At 31.3% G+C, this 18,638-nt stretch carries 13 protein-coding genes; 11 read left to right on the top strand and 2 right to left on the bottom strand.

The genetic code is table 11. The features are described from left to right. Nucleotides 1-38: 38 nt before the first annotated feature. Nucleotides 39-1,322 (bottom strand): D-alanyl-D-alanine carboxypeptidase family protein, encoded by a 1,284-nt coding sequence (locus BV55_RS0100730; protein WP_029450778.1) that lies wholly within the window; start codon nt 1,320-1,322, stop codon nt 39-41. 167 nt (nt 1,323-1,489) lie between these two features. On the opposite strand from BV55_RS0100730, the gene BV55_RS0100725 reads away from it, so the two are divergent. From BV55_RS0100725 to selB, 4 genes are all read left to right on the top strand, one after another. Then, nucleotides 1,490-2,119, top strand: coding sequence for a ComEA family DNA-binding protein (locus BV55_RS0100725; protein WP_051652346.1), 630 nt, complete (start codon nt 1,490-1,492; stop codon nt 2,117-2,119). Nucleotides 2,120-2,292: 173 nt separating this feature from the next. After that, nucleotides 2,293-3,321, top strand: a complete 1,029-nt coding sequence (gene selD / locus BV55_RS0100720; protein ID WP_084170456.1) for a selenide, water dikinase SelD — start codon at nt 2,293-2,295, stop codon at nt 3,319-3,321. Between the two features lie 126 nt (nt 3,322-3,447). Then, nucleotides 3,448-4,836 (top strand): L-seryl-tRNA(Sec) selenium transferase, encoded by a 1,389-nt coding sequence (gene selA / locus BV55_RS0100715; protein ID WP_029450773.1) that lies wholly within the window; start codon nt 3,448-3,450, stop codon nt 4,834-4,836. 1 nt (nt 4,837) lies between these two features. After that, entirely contained in the window at nt 4,838-6,745 is a 1,908-nt protein-coding gene (gene selB, locus BV55_RS0100710) for a selenocysteine-specific translation elongation factor (protein WP_029450772.1), read from the top strand. Nucleotides 6,746-6,811: 66 nt separating this feature from the next. Here selB and BV55_RS0100705 read toward each other — a convergent pair whose 3' ends face one another. Continuing rightward, nucleotides 6,812-7,567, bottom strand: a complete 756-nt coding sequence (locus tag BV55_RS0100705) for a TSUP family transporter (protein ID WP_029450771.1) — start codon at nt 7,565-7,567, stop codon at nt 6,812-6,814. Between the two features lie 366 nt (nt 7,568-7,933). Between BV55_RS0100705 and BV55_RS14995 the strand changes: the two genes are divergently transcribed. The 7 genes from BV55_RS14995 to BV55_RS0100670 all read left to right on the top strand — a co-directional run bounded on the left by BV55_RS14995 (nt 7,934) and on the right by BV55_RS0100670 (nt 18,636). Continuing rightward, nucleotides 7,934-8,473, top strand: a complete 540-nt coding sequence (locus BV55_RS14995; RefSeq protein ID WP_051652345.1) for a hypothetical protein — start codon at nt 7,934-7,936, stop codon at nt 8,471-8,473. A gap of 142 nt (nt 8,474-8,615) precedes the next feature. After that, on the top strand, nt 8,616-9,977 hold the full coding sequence (gene rlmD, locus BV55_RS0100695; protein ID WP_029450769.1) for a 23S rRNA (uracil(1939)-C(5))-methyltransferase RlmD: 1,362 nt from the start codon (nt 8,616-8,618) through the stop codon (nt 9,975-9,977). Between the two features lie 291 nt (nt 9,978-10,268). Then, nucleotides 10,269-10,505: a TIGR04540 family protein gene (locus BV55_RS0100690; RefSeq protein ID WP_242850831.1), complete on the top strand. Its 237-nt coding sequence runs from the start codon at nt 10,269-10,271 to the stop codon at nt 10,503-10,505. A gap of 28 nt (nt 10,506-10,533) precedes the next feature. Next, nucleotides 10,534-11,301, top strand: coding sequence for a hypothetical protein (locus BV55_RS0100685; protein WP_029450767.1), 768 nt, complete (start codon nt 10,534-10,536; stop codon nt 11,299-11,301). Nucleotides 11,302-11,304: 3 nt separating this feature from the next. After that, the gene (locus tag BV55_RS0100680) at nt 11,305-11,853 is read left to right on the top strand and encodes a BREX protein BrxB domain-containing protein (RefSeq protein WP_029450766.1); all 549 of its coding nucleotides are present in this window, start codon (nt 11,305-11,307) and stop codon (nt 11,851-11,853) included. A 12-nt stretch (nt 11,854-11,865) separates the two neighbouring features. Next, nucleotides 11,866-15,285 carry a BREX system P-loop protein BrxC gene (gene brxC / locus BV55_RS0100675; protein WP_029450765.1) on the top strand — a complete coding sequence of 1,140 codons (3,420 nt, stop codon included), beginning with the start codon at nt 11,866-11,868 and terminating at the stop codon, nt 15,283-15,285. A gap of 18 nt (nt 15,286-15,303) precedes the next feature. Further along, nucleotides 15,304-18,636: an Eco57I restriction-modification methylase domain-containing protein gene (locus BV55_RS0100670; protein ID WP_029450764.1), complete on the top strand. Its 3,333-nt coding sequence runs from the start codon at nt 15,304-15,306 to the stop codon at nt 18,634-18,636. Nucleotides 18,637-18,638: the final 2 nt, after the last annotated feature.

The following is an 18,638-nucleotide window of genomic DNA, read 5'->3' as shown; positions in this document are numbered from 1 at the left end:
TTTTTATAAATCTGCTTTTTTGTATTAAGGATATTATTTTAAATATTAAACTTTTTATATTTATTACGTCTTTTAATTTGTTTGAATTTTCTTCTAATAAGGGTTGTACCAAATAAAAATATTCCCGTAAATGTTAATACGTAAGAAGCTTTGAATTTGGATAGTCCTTTGTCAATAGAATTTTTAGCTACTGTAAGGTGAGACACATTTCTTGTAATACCACTACATAAAGGAAGGCTTCCTACGTTCTTTTCATTAATGTTTATTCTAGAATTAATTATTGTATCTCCCTCATTAAAGCTTACATTAGTTAGGTCTTTATCTTCTAAATGTATATTTCCCACAGGATTTTTTAAATCATTTTGACCTAAAGAATTTAAGTCTTCAACGTAATAAAAATCACTTGTAGCTAAAAGAGGTATGGAAACATCTTTATTTATATCGTAGCTTGAAACCTTGTCACCTTTTGAAAAGAGTTTAACGGTTTTGTATCTAGAAAAACCATATTCAAAAAGGTTCTTAGAGTCAGCAAAATATGTATTTTTATCTGGCGCATCTAAAAAAGCTAGGATAAGTTTTTGATTATCTTTTTCAGCTATAGCTGTATAAGTATGCCTTGAAAGAGTAGTATAGCCTGTTTTACCACCTACACATTTTTCATAAAAGAATTTACTTCCTTTTAAAATCAAGGAGTTTTTATTATTTACCCACCTTGTTTCTGATGTAATATTAGTTGGAGGTATCTTATAAAAAGGTTCATCTTCTATTTTTAAAAATACAGAATTTTTATAAGCTTCTCTAGTCATTAGTGCTAAATCATAAGCTGTGGTTACGTGACCTTCTTCGTACAATCCACTAGGATTTTTAAAGTTAGTATTTTCGCAGCCAATACTTTTTGCTTTTTCATTCATAAGTTTAGCGAAATTTTCATTAGTTTCACTTATATGTTCAGCTAAAGCCTCAGCAGCATCATTAGCCGATTCTAAAAGCAAAGCATATAGGAGGTCTTCTACAGTAAATTCTTCCCCTTCTTTAACACCAATTGCAGTTCCATCAACATTTGGCGGGTTCTTACCGATTAAAACCTTATCCGTTAATTTAGTGTTTTCTAGAACTAGTATTGCAGTCATAATCTTTGTAGTTGAAGCTGGCGCCATAGGAACTTTTGCGTTTTTGTTAAAAAGTATATTTCCAGTGTTAGCTTCTATTAATACAGCACCCTCAGAATGTATTTCAGGATCTGTAAGGGTATCAGCTTTTACTGGATATAAATTACTACAGATTAGAATAAATACTATTAACAAAAAGAAATTTTTCTTCATTATTTCATCCATCCTTTTAAACTCATTAAAGTATCGTAAAATATCAAAAGATATCAAAAGGTATCATAGTATATTATATAGTATTATAACAAATAAAAAGAAGTATTACGATATATTTTATAATATTTAGTCAATAATGAATTATAAGAGTATAAGGAGATGAGAGATTGAAGATAAAAAACAAAGAAAAATATATAGGAATAGCAATGCTTTCAGTAATATTTATGGCCTTTTTTATTGCAAATAAAGTATTAATACAAAAACCTAAAGTTAACAATGAAGACATATTTGTATCAGAAAAAGAACCCTTAGAAGAAACAAAGATAGTATCAAATAAGGAAAAGTCTAGTGGAAAAAAGATAACTGTAGAAATAAAAGGAGAGGTAAAAAAACCAGAAGTTTATGTAATGGAAGATTACAGTATAGTTAAAGACGTTATTGTAGAAGCTGGAGGCGTAACAGAAAAAGGAGACTTAAATAGTGTAAATCAAGCAAAAAAGTTAAGGGATGGAGATTGTATCATAATACCGTCTATAGAAGGTAATGCAAGACCTATAGTAGGAAGCATACCCGGAGGTACAGCCATGACTGAAAGTAAAGACGAAATTATAAATATAAATAGTGCAACAAAGGAAGAACTTATGAAATTGCCAGGAGTAGGTGAGGTTACAGCAGGTAAGATAATTGATTATAGGGAAAGCAGTGGTGGATTTTCCTCTGTTGAAGATATGAAAAATATTAGTGGAATAGGAGATAAAACCTTAGCTAAGTTTAAAGACAAGATAGATGTACGATAAGTTAGATGCAAGGTAAGTTTAACGCGTAAAAATATTAATATTTTACACCTTAAATAGTTAATATTTAAACATATCTTAAAAGCTTAGGACTAAAAGGTTACTCTACCTTTAAAAACTATGTCAAATAATATATAATAAAGAAGAATGAAAATTTAATTAAGAGGTGATATTATATGGACGTTAAACTTACACAATACGCAAAAACCTCAGGATGAGCAGCTAAAATAGGGCCGGAGACCCTTTCGAAAATATTAAATAAATTACCTAAGATGAAAGATGATAATTTAATCGTAGGTATAGAAACTAGCGACGATGCAGCGGTTTATAAATTAAGTGATGATATAGCAACAATACAAACCTTAGACTTTTTTACACCAGTTGTAGATGATCCTTATACCTTTGGGCAAATTGCTGCATCTAACTCATTAAGCGATGTTTATGCAATGGGGGGAAAGCCCATAGTGGCATTAAACATAGTTTGTTTCCCTAACTGTCTTCCTATTGAAGTTTTAGGGGAAATATTAAAAGGTGGAGCAGATAAGGTATTAGAATCAGGTGCTGTAGTAGTAGGAGGCCATTCAGTTCAAGATGATGAACCTAAATTTGGACTATCCGTTACAGGAACAGTTCACCCAGATAAGGTGTGGAAAAATTATGGATGCAAAGAAGGGGAAGTTTTAATATTAACGAAGCCTTTAGGACTTGGAATATTAAATACAGCAATAAAGGGAGAAATGGCTAGTAAAAAGGCATATGACATGGCAGTTAAGGTTATGGTAACCCTTAATAAATATGCAGCAGAAGCTATTATGGGTAAAGATATAAGTGCATGTACTGACATTACAGGCTTTGGACTTATGGGACATGGATATGAGATGGCAGAAGGGTCTGGGGTAACTTTAAAGATATATAAAGACAAGGTTCCTTATATAGAAGAAGCTAAAGAGTATGCCAGCATGGGGCTAGTTCCAGAGGGAAGCTATAAAAATAGAGAGTATATAAAAGGTAAGTACAAATTAGAAAATGTAGATGCATGGATGGAAGATATACTATTTGATCCTCAAACTTCAGGCGGACTTCTTGTAAGCTGCAGGGAAGAAATAGCAGCAGAAATAATGAAAAACCTAGATAAACTAGAGATAAAGTCCAGCATAATAGGTGAAGTGTTACCTAAAGGTGAAGTAGATATAATAGTAGTATAGAAACCATAGGCATTAGATAAATACTTAGTAGTGTATAAACAAAAAGTATAGATAAAGTATAGATATAACAGTAGTTTAGGAATTTTAAACTGTTATTTTAAAGATGTGTTAAAGGAGGGGTGACGTATGAATAAAGATTTATTAAGAAAATTACCTAAGATGGATGAATTACTTGAAGAAAGCTTAGTTTTGAATGCTTTAGAGAATAATATGAGGGTTGTTGTGATGGAATCTTTAAGAGAAACTATAGAATTTTATAGAAAATCCATACTTCAAGATGATATTGAAGACTTTTCTAAAGCGGATATAATGAATTATTTCACTAAAACATTAGAAAGAAAGCGTAAACCTAATTTAAAGAAGGTAGTAAATGGTGCAGGGATTGTAATTCATACTAATTTAGGTAGGTCTATATTATGTGACGAGGCCTTAGAAAACGTTATTGACGTAGCTAAAAATTATAATAACCTTGAATATGATTTAATAGAGGGAAAAAGGGGCTCAAGATATAGTCACATAGAAGAGATTATAAAAAAGATCACAGGAGCTGAGGCAGCGGTAGTAGTTAATAATAACGCAGCAGCTGTAATGTTAGTTTTAAACACCCTTTGTGAGGATAAAGAAGCCATAGTTTCAAGAGGACAGTTAGTTGAAATAGGAGGCTCTTTTAGAATACCTGAGGTAATGAAATTTAGTAGGGCAAAGCTTATGGAAGTTGGAACTACTAATAGAACTCATCTTTATGATTATGAAGACAATATAAATGAAAATACTGGAGTTTTATTAAAGGTACATACTTCAAACTTTAAGATAATGGGATTTACAGAAGAGGTACCTATTGAAGAATTAGTTGAACTTGGTATAAAGTATGATAAGCCAATAATAGAAGACATAGGAAGTGGGGTTCTTTTAGATCTATCTAAATACGGATTCATCCATGAGCCTACAGTACAAGAAAGTATTAAAAAGGGAATTGACGTAGTTACCTTTAGTGGAGATAAAATGTTAGGTGGCCCTCAAGCCGGAATAATTGTAGGAAAGAAAAAATATATAGATAGAATAAAGAAAAATCAATTAACAAGGGCACTTAGAATAGATAAGATGACATTAGCAGCCTTAGAGGGTACTTTAACCTGTTATTTAGATGAAAAGGAAGCATTAAAAAGGGTACCTACATTAAGAATGATGTTATTAAACTCGGAAGAACTAAAAAGAAGAGCACAAAAGCTTAAAAGAAAACTTCAGGGATCTCCAAAACACTTTAGTTTTAGTGTAGAAAAAGACTTTTCTATGGTAGGTGGAGGATCCATGCCTACAGAAAAGATTGAAAGCTATGCACTTAAAGTAAAAAGCAATAAGATTCATGTAGAGGTCATAGAAGAAAAACTAAGAAGTAATACTATTCCTATAATAGCAAGAGTTTATAATGGAGAAATTGTAATAGATGTAAGGGCTCTTTTAGAAGAAGATCTAGATATAATAGCCAAGGCTTTTAAAAACATGGGAGAGGTTTAAAATGAAACATATTATAATTGGAACAGCAGGTCATATAGACCATGGTAAAACTACACTTATAAAAGCTCTAACAGGAAGAGAAACAGACACTACAAAAGAAGAAAAGGATAGAGGCATATCAATAAACCTTGGATTCACCTTTTTTGATCTTCCATCAGGAAAAAGAGCAGGTATAATAGATGTACCAGGTCACGAAAAATTCATAAAAAATATGTTGGCAGGGGTAAGTGGAGTAGATTTAGTAATTTTAGTAATAGCTGCAGATGAAGGAATTATGCCACAAACAAAGGAACACTTTGAAATACTCCAACTACTAAATGTGAAAAAAGGAATAATAGCATTAACCAAAGCAGACCTTGTAGATGAAGAATGGATGAGCATGGTTAAAGATGAAGTTGAAGATAATTTTAAAGGTACATTTTTAGACGGAGCCCCTATAATACCTGTGTCATCTAAAACTAAAATGGGAATACCAAGCCTTATAGAAGAAATAGAAAAGGCAACAGAGGAAGTAGAGCCTAAAGATACAGAAGGGCACTTTAGACTCCCTGTAGATAGAGTGTTTTCTGTAAGTGGATTTGGAACAGTAGTTACAGGAACCATAATAGGTGGAAAAGTAAAGGAAGGAGATACAGTACAAATTTATCCTTCCATGGCTATAGGCAAAATAAGAAGTATACAAGTTCATGAAGAAAACGTTAAGATAGGAGAGGCCGGTCAAAGATGTGCACTTAACATTACAAATGTAAAGGTTGAAGATATTGGTAGAGGCGATGTGGTGTCAGTACCTAATATAATGGAGCCTTCGATGGTTATAGATTGTAAGCTTTATCATCTTAAAAATTCACAAAAACCTATAGAAAATAGACAAAGGCTAAGATTATATCACGGTACTAATGAAATATTATGCAGAGTAATAATTTTAGACAAAGAAGAGATAAAGCCAGGTGAAGAGGCTTATGTTCAGTTAAGGCTAGAAAGGCCTATAACAGTACAAAGGAATGATAGATACGTACTTAGAACCTATTCACCTATGGTAACTATAGCCGGTGGATCTATTATAGAGCCAGTAGCAACTAAAGCTAAAAGATTTAAGGAAGATTATATAAAAGAACTTAAAATCAAAGAAAGTGGAGACCCAAAAGATATAGTTGAAAGTACAGTTTTAGCTATAAGCTCAAAATATCCAACGGAATTTGACATATTAAAAGCTCTAGGTAAAAATCATGAAGATATAAAAGATATATTAAAAGAACTTGTAGATAAAAATAAAATAATAAGCCTTAATTCTAGTGATAAAAATGTATATATTCACAAAAGTTATTATGAAAATAAACTTAAAGAATTAATGGATTTATTAGAAAAGTATCATAATCAAAATCCACTTAAATTTGGTATGTCAAAGGAAGAAATAAAGGGTAAAATCTTTGGCAGAGAAATAAAGCAAAAAACTTATGATGAAATATTAGAAATTATGCAAAGTCATGGCTCAATAAAAGTTAACGATAGCTTTGTAGCCTTAGAAAGTTTCAATATGGAATATACAAAAGAACAAAAGGAAATGAAAGATAGGATAATAAAAACCTTTAAATCTTCAGGATATAATTCTCCAAAGTATGCAGATATGGAAACTAAAGAAAAGGATAAAAAGACATTTAAGATGGTCTACGAATCCTTAATAGATACAGGCTCATTAGTAAAGGTAATGGAAGATGTAGTGTATCTAAAGGAAGATTATCTAAAAGCTAAGGATATAATTAAAATTTATATAGAAGAAAATGAAAGCATAGGCGCAGCAGAAGCAAGAACAGTACTAGATACCAGCAGAAAATATGCAGTAGCCATCTTAGAACATTTTGATTCTATAAAGTTTACAAAGAGAATAGAAGATAAGAGAATATTATATTAGTAGGTGGTAAGTAAAAGCTGACTTAAATTTAAAAGTCAGCTTTTGTTTTGGTTTATATATAGAAAATTACAATATATAATTTTCAATAAGTAACTTTAAGGCTACACCAAGAGACATTACTATAAATATTGGTTTAATAAGCTTACTTCCCTTATTAAGAGCAACCTTTGTACCAAAGTTTGCTCCAAATACCATGAATATAGCTATAGGTATGCCATAAAGATAATTTATCTTACCCTCTATAGCAAATACTACAAGTGAAGTTACATTGCTTATAAAATTTAAAAATTTAGCATTGCCACTAGCACTTACAAAATCAAATTTGAATATGCTTATTAAACCAAATATAAGAAAAGACCCAGTGCCAGGACCAAAAAAACCATCATAAAATCCTATAGTAAAGCCAAGGAGTATTCCAAGGGCTAAATTTAGCTTCGTAACCTTGGTAAATCCATTTTCCATACCAAGGTTTTTTGAAAATAGACTATAAGCTCCTACAAATAATATTAATGCCATAACTAAAGGATAGAGAAAGTCTTGATTTATAAGAAGGACAGTTTTAACTCCTAAAACAGCACCTATAAGAGTAAAAGGAATTATGTATTTTATAACCTTAAAATTCACCTTACCAGAACGAGCAAACCTTAAAGAACTAGTAAAAGAACCTGTGGTAGCAGCAAATTTATTTGTGCCCAAAGCGAAATAAGGAGAAAACCCAGCAATAAAAAATGCCGGAACACTTATAAGCCCACCACCACCAGCAATAGAGTCAACAAAAGAAGCCAAAAATCCAGCAAAACATAAAAAAACTAAATTCCACACAGTAACACCATCCTAATTTAATTAGATATTTTTAATTACAAGCCTGATAAAAATTGATTTATACCTTAAAAAAGCAGCAGTTAAACATAACATAAACCTTCAAGTATTGCACTTTAAAAAATCATAATATAGTATAAATACCGAGAATATTATAGCATAAAGCTATTAATATTAATATGAAGTTTACACATAATGTATCTATATAGTGTATAATCTGTATCTATAGGAATAATATTTTCGTATAAATAAACCTAAGTATTTTCAAAAAATAATCAAGTAAGAAGACCTATTTTTGCATTGAATTATTATTTTTTTAAGATACCCTATATGTTATAATATTAAAAATGAAGATAAGGAGACAAAATTATGTTAGAAAATGAAGAAAATAAAACAAATGAGAAAAAAGAAGAACTTATAATAGGTGATACAAATTTAGAAGAGGGAAAAGTAGTTTTAGATGAAATACCACTTATAAAAGAAGAAGTAACAGTGGAAGAAACCTTACTAACAAAAGAAACCACTATAGAAAAAACTCCTTTAGAAAACAACGTAGACCTTCATGAAAATGGATCAGATATAAATGAAGAGTATGAAATAAAAGAAACTTACGAATCTGACGCTAAAGCTCCCAAAAATGACGAAACTAAAACAGGAGAAGTAACATTTTTTGATAGCATACAAGCAAGTATTATAGATCAGATAGTAATAGGGGGAGCATCATTTATTTTTCTTATGATATTTGATTTTATAATGAAACTTGTAAACTTACGTGTAGTAGATAAAATGGGTATATATGTAATCATATATATAATAGTAAATATAATCTACTCACCAATAATGGAAAAAACTAAAATGAACAACACTGTAGGAAGAAAAGTAAGCAATATAAAATTAATAAAGAAGTAATGCAAAGATAGTATAAGATTAATTGAAAGTTATTGAGAAACTTATTAACTATGCAATTATATAGACTAATATAAAGCTATTAAAAAATTATATAACCATATATATAAAGCAAAAGATTAATACAAGTAAGAGGAGCAATTAAATGAAAAAAGGCGATATACTAGAGCTTAATATAGAGGACACAAGATTTGGTGGAGAGGGAATAGCTACACTAGAAGATATGAAGATATACGTAAAAGGAGCATTTCCAGGAGAAAAGGTATCAGCAAGACTTACAAAAAAGAGAAAAACCCATGGAGAGGCAAAATTTATAGAAATAACTGAAAAGGCAGAGTATGAAATAGATGCTCCTTGTCCTCATTTTGGAACCTGTGGAGGATGTCAAAGTCAACATGTACCATATGAAAAACAGTTAGAATTTAAAATGCAGTCAGTAAAAAAATTATTCAATAACGAAGAAGTACCAATGGGGGAATTCCAAGGTATAGTAGGCACTGATAATCAATATGAATATAGAAATAAAATGGAATTCTCCTTTGGAGACTTTGAAAAAGGTGGAGAGCTTTGCCTTGGAATGCACGTAAAAGGCAGTTCATTTAAAATAGTAACTACAGATAGTTGCATGTTAGTAGATGAAGACTATAGAAAAATCATGAAAATGGTTTTAGAATACTTCAGAGAAAAAGGATTTCCGCACTACAAGGTAATGTCAAGAGAAGGCTACCTTAGAAACTTAATCATAAGAAAAGCCTATAATACACAAGAAATAATGGTAAACCTAGTTGCAACATCACAAATTGACTTTGATCTAGAAGAATTAAAATCAAAACTTTTAGAATTAGAGTTAAAAGGAAAACTAGTTTCAATATTACATACAGTAAATGACTCCCTATCTGATGCTGTAATTGCAGATAAGGTAAATGTATTATACGGAAAAGACTATATAACAGAAGAAATCCTAGGATTAAAATTTAAAATATCACCTTTAGCCTTCTTCCAAACAAACTCAAAAGGAACAGAAAAACTATATAGCATAGTAAGAGAGTTTTTAGGAGACGAAGAAGATAAAACAATATTTGACCTTTACTGTGGCACCGGAACCATAGGCCAAATCACAGCAGCTAAAGCAAAAAAGGTAATAGGAGTAGAAATAATAGAAGAAGCAGCCAATGCAGCCAACGAAAATGCTAAGCTAAATGGCCTAAGTAACTGCAACTTCATAGCAGGAGACGTAACCAAAGTCATCCAAGACCTAAAAGAAAGTCCAGACATAATAATCCTAGACCCACCAAGAACAGGAGTACACCCAAAAGCACTACAATACGTAGTAGACTTTAAAGCAAAAGAAATAATCTACGTATCCTGCAACCCAAAAACATTAGTACAGGATCTTAAGTTTTTGGAAGAAAAGGGATATAAAATACAAAAAAGTCTGTTGGTAGACATGTTCCCAAATACGCCTCACGTTGAGACGGTAGTAAAGCTGCAAAGGAAACACAGTTAAACCCTTGAATTTTCAAGGGTTTTTTCTTATGTAAAAATTCACATGTTTCCTAAGAACAGGTTAGAAAACTTATTTAAATAAATTATATGCTAATGTAAATATACATATAAAAACATTAGGTACTATATATTTTAGGTTTTGAAATCAAACTCAATTACATTGAAATTACAAATTTTACAATTATCAGAATATAATTTAGAGCATTCAATATTGTAATTCTAATTTAGTAAGAGTAAAATAAGAATAAAGTATTATTTAAGTTAAAAATGAGGTGATTTGATGGAAATAAAAATGTTTTATAAGACCCAACGTGAATTAGCGGATGTTATTAATAAATTAATCGATGCATATTGGAATAATGAATTTAAAGAAGAACTTTTAATTGAGCAAATATTAGAATTGTATATTAACAATCCATCAAAGATTAGAAAAGATAAAGAATTTACTACAATAATGAAACAACAATGTGGTAAAAGAAGGCTTGAAGTTGTAAATAGAATACTTGATATTAACAATTCAGGACATTAACCTAGTGTGATTCAATGGAGGAAGAAACATGCAAAATGAAGATAAATACCAACAATTTGGATTTAAGTTTTCTAAAGGAAGTACACATACGAGAAGAACAATAATGCTAAATGAATTAATAATGATTTTAGATGCAGTTAGAGATGCTGAATCAACTCAAGATTATTATACAGCAGCTGAAGAAGATAATTGTCTTCGGAAAAGAACTGCTAATTCCAGGAAATACAGTATTCAGTATTTAATACAATTATACTCTTTAGATAAAGATGTATTGTTGTTTAAGGGATTACTATATTTTTGGAGTAGAGATATTGAATCACAACCTCTTATAGCTATATTATGTGCTATGGCAAGAGATAGTTTGCTGAGGGAAACATCTAAATTTATTACAAATATGCCTATAAACTCTTTATTTAGTAAAGAAGAGATGGAGAGTTATATTGATTCATTAGAACCAGGTAGATTTAGTGAAAAAACATTGCAATCAACAACTAGAAATATAAGTTCAAGCTGGTCCCAAAGTGGGCATTTAAAAGGAAATACTAAGAAAATAAGGCATATGGTAGAAGCTACGTCAGCAAGTGTGGCGTATGCACTTTTTTTAGGTTATTTACTTGAAATAAGAGGGACTGAATTATTTGAAACAGATTTTATAAAAATTTTGGATTGCTCAAAAGAAAGACTTATGGAGCTAGCTGAAATTGCTTCCAGAAAAGGTTGGATTATCTTTAAAAGAATAGATAATGTCATAGAAGTACTTTTTCCTAATTTAGTGGGTTTAGGAGGGGGAGTTTAAAAAATGAGTAAGATGAAAAAAATTCTAGATAATTATTCAACTCATATTGCTATACCATGGAGAGATGTTGCGGCTGCTCAAAGAGTAATATTTTGTGTTTATAATGAAATGGATGAATTAAAACTTAGAGCTAAAATTGGTGAATTTGAAATAATAACTCAAAACAATAATCATGGTTGGATTCATTATGACCTAACAGATACTTTTGGGAATTGGTTAAGTGATTTAAAATATGCTCAAAGTTATTATAAGAAACCGGAAGTTCTAACTAGTAGTATTCATAAATATTTAGATTATATTGAAACTGAATTTGCAGATTTACTAAAAAGACAACAAGTATCGGAAGAAGATGTTGTAGCATTATCAGGTGTAGGTGCAATCTTTGGGTTTATAAAGGTAAAAGATTTGGTTGATAAGTTATCACCATATGTTAAAGGAAGACTTTTAGTTTTTTTTCCAGGTAGTTTTGAAAATAATAATTATAGATTACTTGATGGATATGATGGTTGGAATTATCATGCATTCGCTATAACTAGTGATAAGGAATTATAGGGGGGGATTAGTATGTTAAATAGAGAATTATATCTTGTAAATCCTGAGGACAGGAAGATAGTAAATGAAGGTGTTGCCAGTGTTAATGACATTAAGTTAAATGTTCTTAGGTATGAGTTGGAAACTTTTGTATGTGATGGTCAATATGAAAAAGGAATAGAACATATATTGGACACGTACTTAAGAAATCTTAGACAAGAACAACAACCAGCCGTGTGGGTGAGCGGATTTTATGGATCTGGTAAATCACATCTTGTAAAAATGCTTACGGCATTTTGGAATGATACACAACTTCAAGATGGTTCCACTGCAAGGGGTGTGGCTGCATTGCCAGATAATATAAAAACACTTCTTATTGAATTATCAACACAAGCTAAAAGAATGGGAGGGCTACATGCTGCTTCAGGAACTTTAGGTGCCGGTGCAAGCGGGAGCGTTAGACTCGCTCTTTTGAATATAATATTTAAATCCGTAAATTTACCACAAAATTATTCTGTGGCAAGATTTGTTATGTGGTTAAAATCAGAAAATATACTTGATGAAGTCATGAAACTTGTATTCAGTAAAGGATATGATTGGGAAGAAGAGTTAGATTATTTTTATGTTGCTGAGGGATTACAAGAAGCATTGATGGAAATAAAACCACACATATTCCCAAGTCGAGAAAGTTGTATAAATACATTAAATAATGAGTATCCAAACGTGCTAGATATTAGTAATGAGCAAATGGTTAAGGCTATCATAGAAGCATTATCAGTTAATGGTCAATTTCCTTTGTCATTAATTGTATTAGATGAAGTGCAGCAATTTATTGGTGAGGATAGTCAAAGGGCACATGAAGTTCAGGAAGTAGTAGAAGCCTGCTGTAAACAAATCGGGAGTAAATTATTATTTATTGGAACGGGGCAAACCGCTGTAACAGGAACACCAAATCTTAAAAAATTAGAAGGAAGATTTACGGTTAGAATTGAGCTTTCAGATGCAGATGTCGAGGCTGTTGTACGTAAAGTTATTTTAGCTAAAAAACCAACTGCAATAAGTGAAATCAATACTGTCATGGAAAGAAATATAGGAGAAATTTCTAGGCATCTAAATACTACATCTATTGGTCATAATCAAAAGGATATTATGTATTTTATACAAGATTATCCTATTTTACCGGTCAGGAGAAGATTCTGGGAGAATACACTTAGAGTATTAGATGGAACAGGAACAGATAGTCAATTAAGAAATCAACTGAGTATGGTGCATAAGGCTGCAAAAAGTAATATTGATAAAAATATTGGCAATGTAATACCAGCAGATTATCTTTATTTTGATTTAGCTGATAAATTACTTCAAGCTAGGAAATTGCCAAGAAAAGCACATGAAAGAACTATGAGTTGGATAAGTCAGGGTGAAGATGAGAAATTAATGGCAAGGGCTTGTGGATTAGTATTCTTAATTAATCAGCTTTCAGGTAGTAATCATGAAGTAGGGATTAAGTCGGATGCAGATACATTAGCAGATTTAATGGTAACTGATTTAACAGAGGGAAGTTCATCTTTAAGAAGTAAGCTTCCAGCCCTTCTAGATAATTGTGAATTATTAATGAAAATAAAAGATGAGTATAGAATTCAAACGGAAGAAAATATAGCTTGGTTAGATGAATTTGAATCTCAAAAAAGTATACTTAATAATGAAAATCATCGAATCTCATCAGAAAGGGAAGATAGGATAAAGAAAAAATTTGCAGAACAAGTTGGAAAAATATCTATTACACAAGGTTTATCTAAAGTAACCAGGGATATATACCCATTATTTGATGCTAATCTTCCAGCGGATTCAAAAGAAAAAATATATATATGGATTAGGAATGGTTGGAATATTGACGAAGAATCAGTTCGCGTTGAGGCAAAACAAGCAGGTAACAATTCTCCTACTATTTTTGTTTTTATACCTAAACGATCATCAGATGAGTTGAGACATTATATCATTGATTTTAAAGCGGCTATTGCAACAATTTCTAATAAGGGAGTGCCGACAACACCAGAAGGTCAAGAAGCTTTTTCAGCAATGAATACGTTAAAAGAAAATGCGGAAAGAAATATTAATGAACTTTTAAATGAAGCCTTTTCAGGAGCTAAGGTTATTCAAGCTGGAGGTAATGAAATACTATCGGTTTCTTTAAAAGATGCAATCATAGAAAGCTCGAATAACGCTTTAGTTAGGTTATATTCTGACTTTTTAATTTCAGACCATACAAAATGGGGGAAGGTATATGATAAGGCAAAAGAAGGTTCGCCAGATTCACTGAAAAATGTTGATTATATGGGTGAACCTGCGGATAATCCAGTGTGTAAAAAAGTTATGAATTATATTGGTAGCGGAAAAAGGGGTACTGATATTCGAAAGAATTTTCAAAATACACCTTTTGGATGGTCAGGTGATGCGATCGATGGAGCTTTACAAGCATTACTTGTGTCAGGACAATTAAAAGCACTAAATGAATCTGGTAAGGGCATTGAACCGAAAGATCTTGAAAGAAAAAATATAGGGAAATCTCTATTTAAAGTTGAATCAATAACAGTTAGTGTTATACAGAGAATACAAATAAGAAAAGTATACCAAAAATTGGGTATTGTAGCTGAACAAGGAAAAGAAGTACTAAAAGCGAATGAATTTATTGATAAATTAGTTGAACTTACGAAAGAAACAGGTGGGGAAGAACCTAAGCCAACTATTATAAATAGTAGTATTTTAAATGAGATTAAACAAAAATCAGGTAATGAGCAGTTGCTCTTAATATTCGCAAATTCAAAGGAGCTAATTGAGCTAATTGATAAGTGTCAAAATATTGCATCAAAGATAGCGGAAAGAATCCCATGTTGGAGAAAACTTCAAGAATTAATCAGAGAATCTACAGAAAATGAAAGTATAAAAGATATTATAGATCAAGTAGAGGTAATTAAGCAGGGACGATTACTGTTACATGAGCCAGATATGATTATACCATTAAGTAGAAATTTAGAAACTGAACTTAGAAATTTATTAAATGATGAAATTAATAAGTTCTTAAATACCTACAATGACTTACAAAATAAATTAAAAGTTTCTAGTGTTTGGAATAGTCTTATGGAAGAGAAACAAGAACATATTCTGGTACAATGTAATATTAGGGAGTTATCACCAATAACAATCAGTACTTATGATGAATTATTATCAGCATTAAAACAGTTTCCAATTAAATCTTGGCAAGATAAAAGAGAGTCATTGGCGACTAAATTTAGCAGAGCAATCGAATTAGCAAATAAAGAATTAGAACCTAAAATTCAGTCAATTGAAATTCCTAAGAGGACTATGAAGAGTAGTGCCGATATTGACTTTTGGTTAAAAGAAGTTGAGAGCAAGCTTAAAAATGCACTCAATGATGGGCCTATTATTATTAAATAAGTAGGAGGTGAGATTAAAATGGTGTATTTGGAAAAAGAGTTGAGAAACGTACTAGAGAATTCAATACTAAAAGCAAGAAAAATATCTGAAGATGCAGCTGAAATAGCTATTAGACAGCTTGGAGTAGAAAAATCTTCACCATATGAATATTTATCAGAACAAGAGAGAGTTTTGAGAAGAAGATTAAGGGCACACGGTAGGCAATTAGGTGATATAAGAGACTCAAAAGAAGAAACTCAGGAGATTGATAGATTAATTGAAGAAGTAGCTTATGAACATTGGCACCGTATGCTTTTTGCTAAATTTCTGTTTGAAAATAATTTATTAATGTACTTTGAGGATGGTGATATTAAGAATGCGGTTTCTATATCATTTGAAGAGTGTGAAGAAATAGCAAAAGAATTAGGTTTTTATAACGGATGGGAACTGGCAGCTAAATTAGCGGCTAAGATGCTACCTCAAATATTTAGAGCCGATTCACCAGTATTTGAATTAAAGTTTCCACTTGAGAAAGAAATGGAATTAGAAAAAATAATTTATGGGTTACCTAAAGACATATTTGGGGCAAGTGACAGTTTAGGTTGGGTCTATCAGTTTTGGCAAAAGAACAAAAAAGATGAAGTAAATAAATCAGAAGTTAAAATTGGTGCCAGAGAATTGCCAGCTGTAACTCAATTATTTACTGAGCCCTATATGGTAAATTTCTTGCTGGATAACTCATTAGGTGCTTGGTGGGCTAAAAAAAGACTTACAAAAGAAGATTTAACAAAGTTAAAAACAGAAGAGGAGTTAAGAGATAGATTAAAAATAGGTTCATTACAGTTTGACTACATAAGGTTTGTAAAAATTGATGAAGTTTGGTCTGTAGCTGGAGGAAATACTGAAGGTTGGCCTGAGAATTTAAGTGAGTTTAAATTAATTGACCCTTGCTGTGGGTCAGGGCACTTTTTAGTTTCGGTATTCCAAAAATTGGTTCCTATTAGAATGTATTTAGAAAATATAACAGCAAAAGAAGCTTGTGATAAAGTCCTTTCAGAAAACATTCATGGACTTGAAATTGATCAGAGATGTGTAGAATTAGCTGCATTTTCTATAGCTTTAGCGGCATGGAATTATCCACAAAGCGGTGGGTTTAGGATATTACCTGAATTACAAATTGCTTGGTGTGGACAGTCAATAAATGTAAAAAAAGATGATTGGATATCATTAGCGGGAGAAGATTCGGATTTAAAGTTTCATTTAGAAGGGTTGTATAATTTATTTGAGCATGCTCCTGTTTTGGGAAGTCTAATAAATCCTAAGTGTTTTTTTGAAAAAGGAAGTATTTTTGAAAAAGAATGGAATAGGGTTAATAAGAAATTGGAAACAAGTATGTTTGCTGTTAATACGGGAACATCAGAGTTAAGTGTCCTGGCGTATGGGATGGAAAAATCATTTAAACTATTGAGTAACTCTTACCATTTGGTTATTACAAATGTACCGTATCTAACTTTAAAACGTCAAGATGATCTGTTAATTAAATTTGTCTCAAATAATTATCCAAGTGCTAAATATGACTTGTCAACAGTATTTATTGAGCGATTATTATTATTCTTAAAAGAGAATAGAGGAGTTTTTTGTTCGGTCACTCCATCTAACTGGACATATTTGAAAAGTTACCAAAAATTTAGAAATTATATTCTTAAAAACACAAATATAATTAGTATAGCAAATTTAGGAGAGGGAGCTTTTGAATCTATTACGGGTGAAGTTGTTAAAGTATTATTAATTTCCCTAAGTAATAATTTTAGTAAAGAATCTGATTTGTTTTCAGGAATAGAATGCAAAATTGGCGATGATAAAAAGAATATTTTAAAAAATAGTCCATTAAAATTTCAATCTCAAAATGAACAATTTAATAATCCTGACCAGCGAATTTTACTAGATACTTTAGGAACTAATAAATATTTAAGTGAGTTTGCTTATTCAAAGAGAGGAATTGTAAATGGCGATAATGAAAAGTGGATTAGATACTTTTGGGAGATTGAAGATAGCGAAAGATGGCGCTTTTTACAAACATCAGTAAAAGAAATAGAAGATTTTACTGGAAGAGACCAAGTAATAGATTGGTCAACTGATGGTTTGGGGATGCTGAGACCTAGTTTAGATAATCCTTCTTATAAAAAGAAAGGAATTGCAGTGAGCAGAATGGGTGACTTAAAAGCAACCTTATATACAGGAGAGTTGTATGATCAAAATACTGGGGTTATCATACCTTATGATGAAAAGTATATTACAGCATTATGGTGCTTTTGTAAATCTAATAGTTATAAAGCGGCTATAAGACAGATTGATAAAAAACTTAATGTGACAAGTGCTACATTGATTCAATGCCAGTTTGACGAAAAATATTGGAGTGATATAGCTGATGAAATGTATCCAGAAGGATTGCCTAAAGCATATTCTGAAGATCCTACACAATGGATATTCCATGGTCACCCAATTTATAGCACTAATCCGCTTCAAGTAGCGGTGGCAAGATTGTTAGGATTTCAATGGCCTTCAGAATCAGATTCTTCTTTAGAATTGTCAGATCAGTCAATTCTGAAGATCCAACAAACAGAGGAATTACAACAATACAGTGATTCTGATGGAATACTATGTATACCAACAGTAAGAGGAGAAGCACCTGCTAGTGAAAAATTGTTAGATATATTAGCTGGGGCATATAAAGGTAAGAATATAACAGATATTACTACAAAATTATTATCTAAAAATGATCATGAGGGCAAAAGTTTAGAGTCATGGCTAAGAGATAAGTTTTTTTCACAGCATGTGAAGTTATTTAACAATAGGCCGTTCATATGGCAAGTATGGGATGGATTACCTGATGGTTTCTCGGTATTACTTAACTATCATAAATTAGATAGGAAAAATCTAGAAACATTAATTTACACATATTTAGGTGATTGGATTAATAAACAAAAAAATGATATCGTAACTGGGGTTGATGGTGCAGAGGAAAAGCTTGCAGCAGCAGAAACGTTGAAAAAAAGTTTAGAACTAATACTAAATGGAGAGCAGCCATATGACATATTTGTTCGATGGAAGTCTATTGATAAGCAACCAATAGGCTGGCAACCAGATATAAATGATGGGATACGATTGAACATTAGACCATTTATGTCTGTACCGGATATTGGCAAAAGGGGTGCAGGGATATTAAGAGATAAGCCAAATATTAATTGGAATAAAGATAGAGGAAAAGATACAACAGATAGTCCTTGGTATAAAGTTTTCAATGGGGAAAGGATAAATGATTACCATTTATCAGTGGAAGAAAAGCTATCAGTAAGAGAGGAAAAGAGGTGAGG

Origin of the sequence: Clostridium algidicarnis (assembly GCF_000703125.1) — a bacterium.
Classification (GTDB): domain Bacteria; phylum Bacillota; class Clostridia; order Clostridiales; family Clostridiaceae; genus Clostridium_L; species Clostridium_L algidicarnis.
This window is presented reverse-complemented; position numbering and strand designations above follow the sequence as displayed.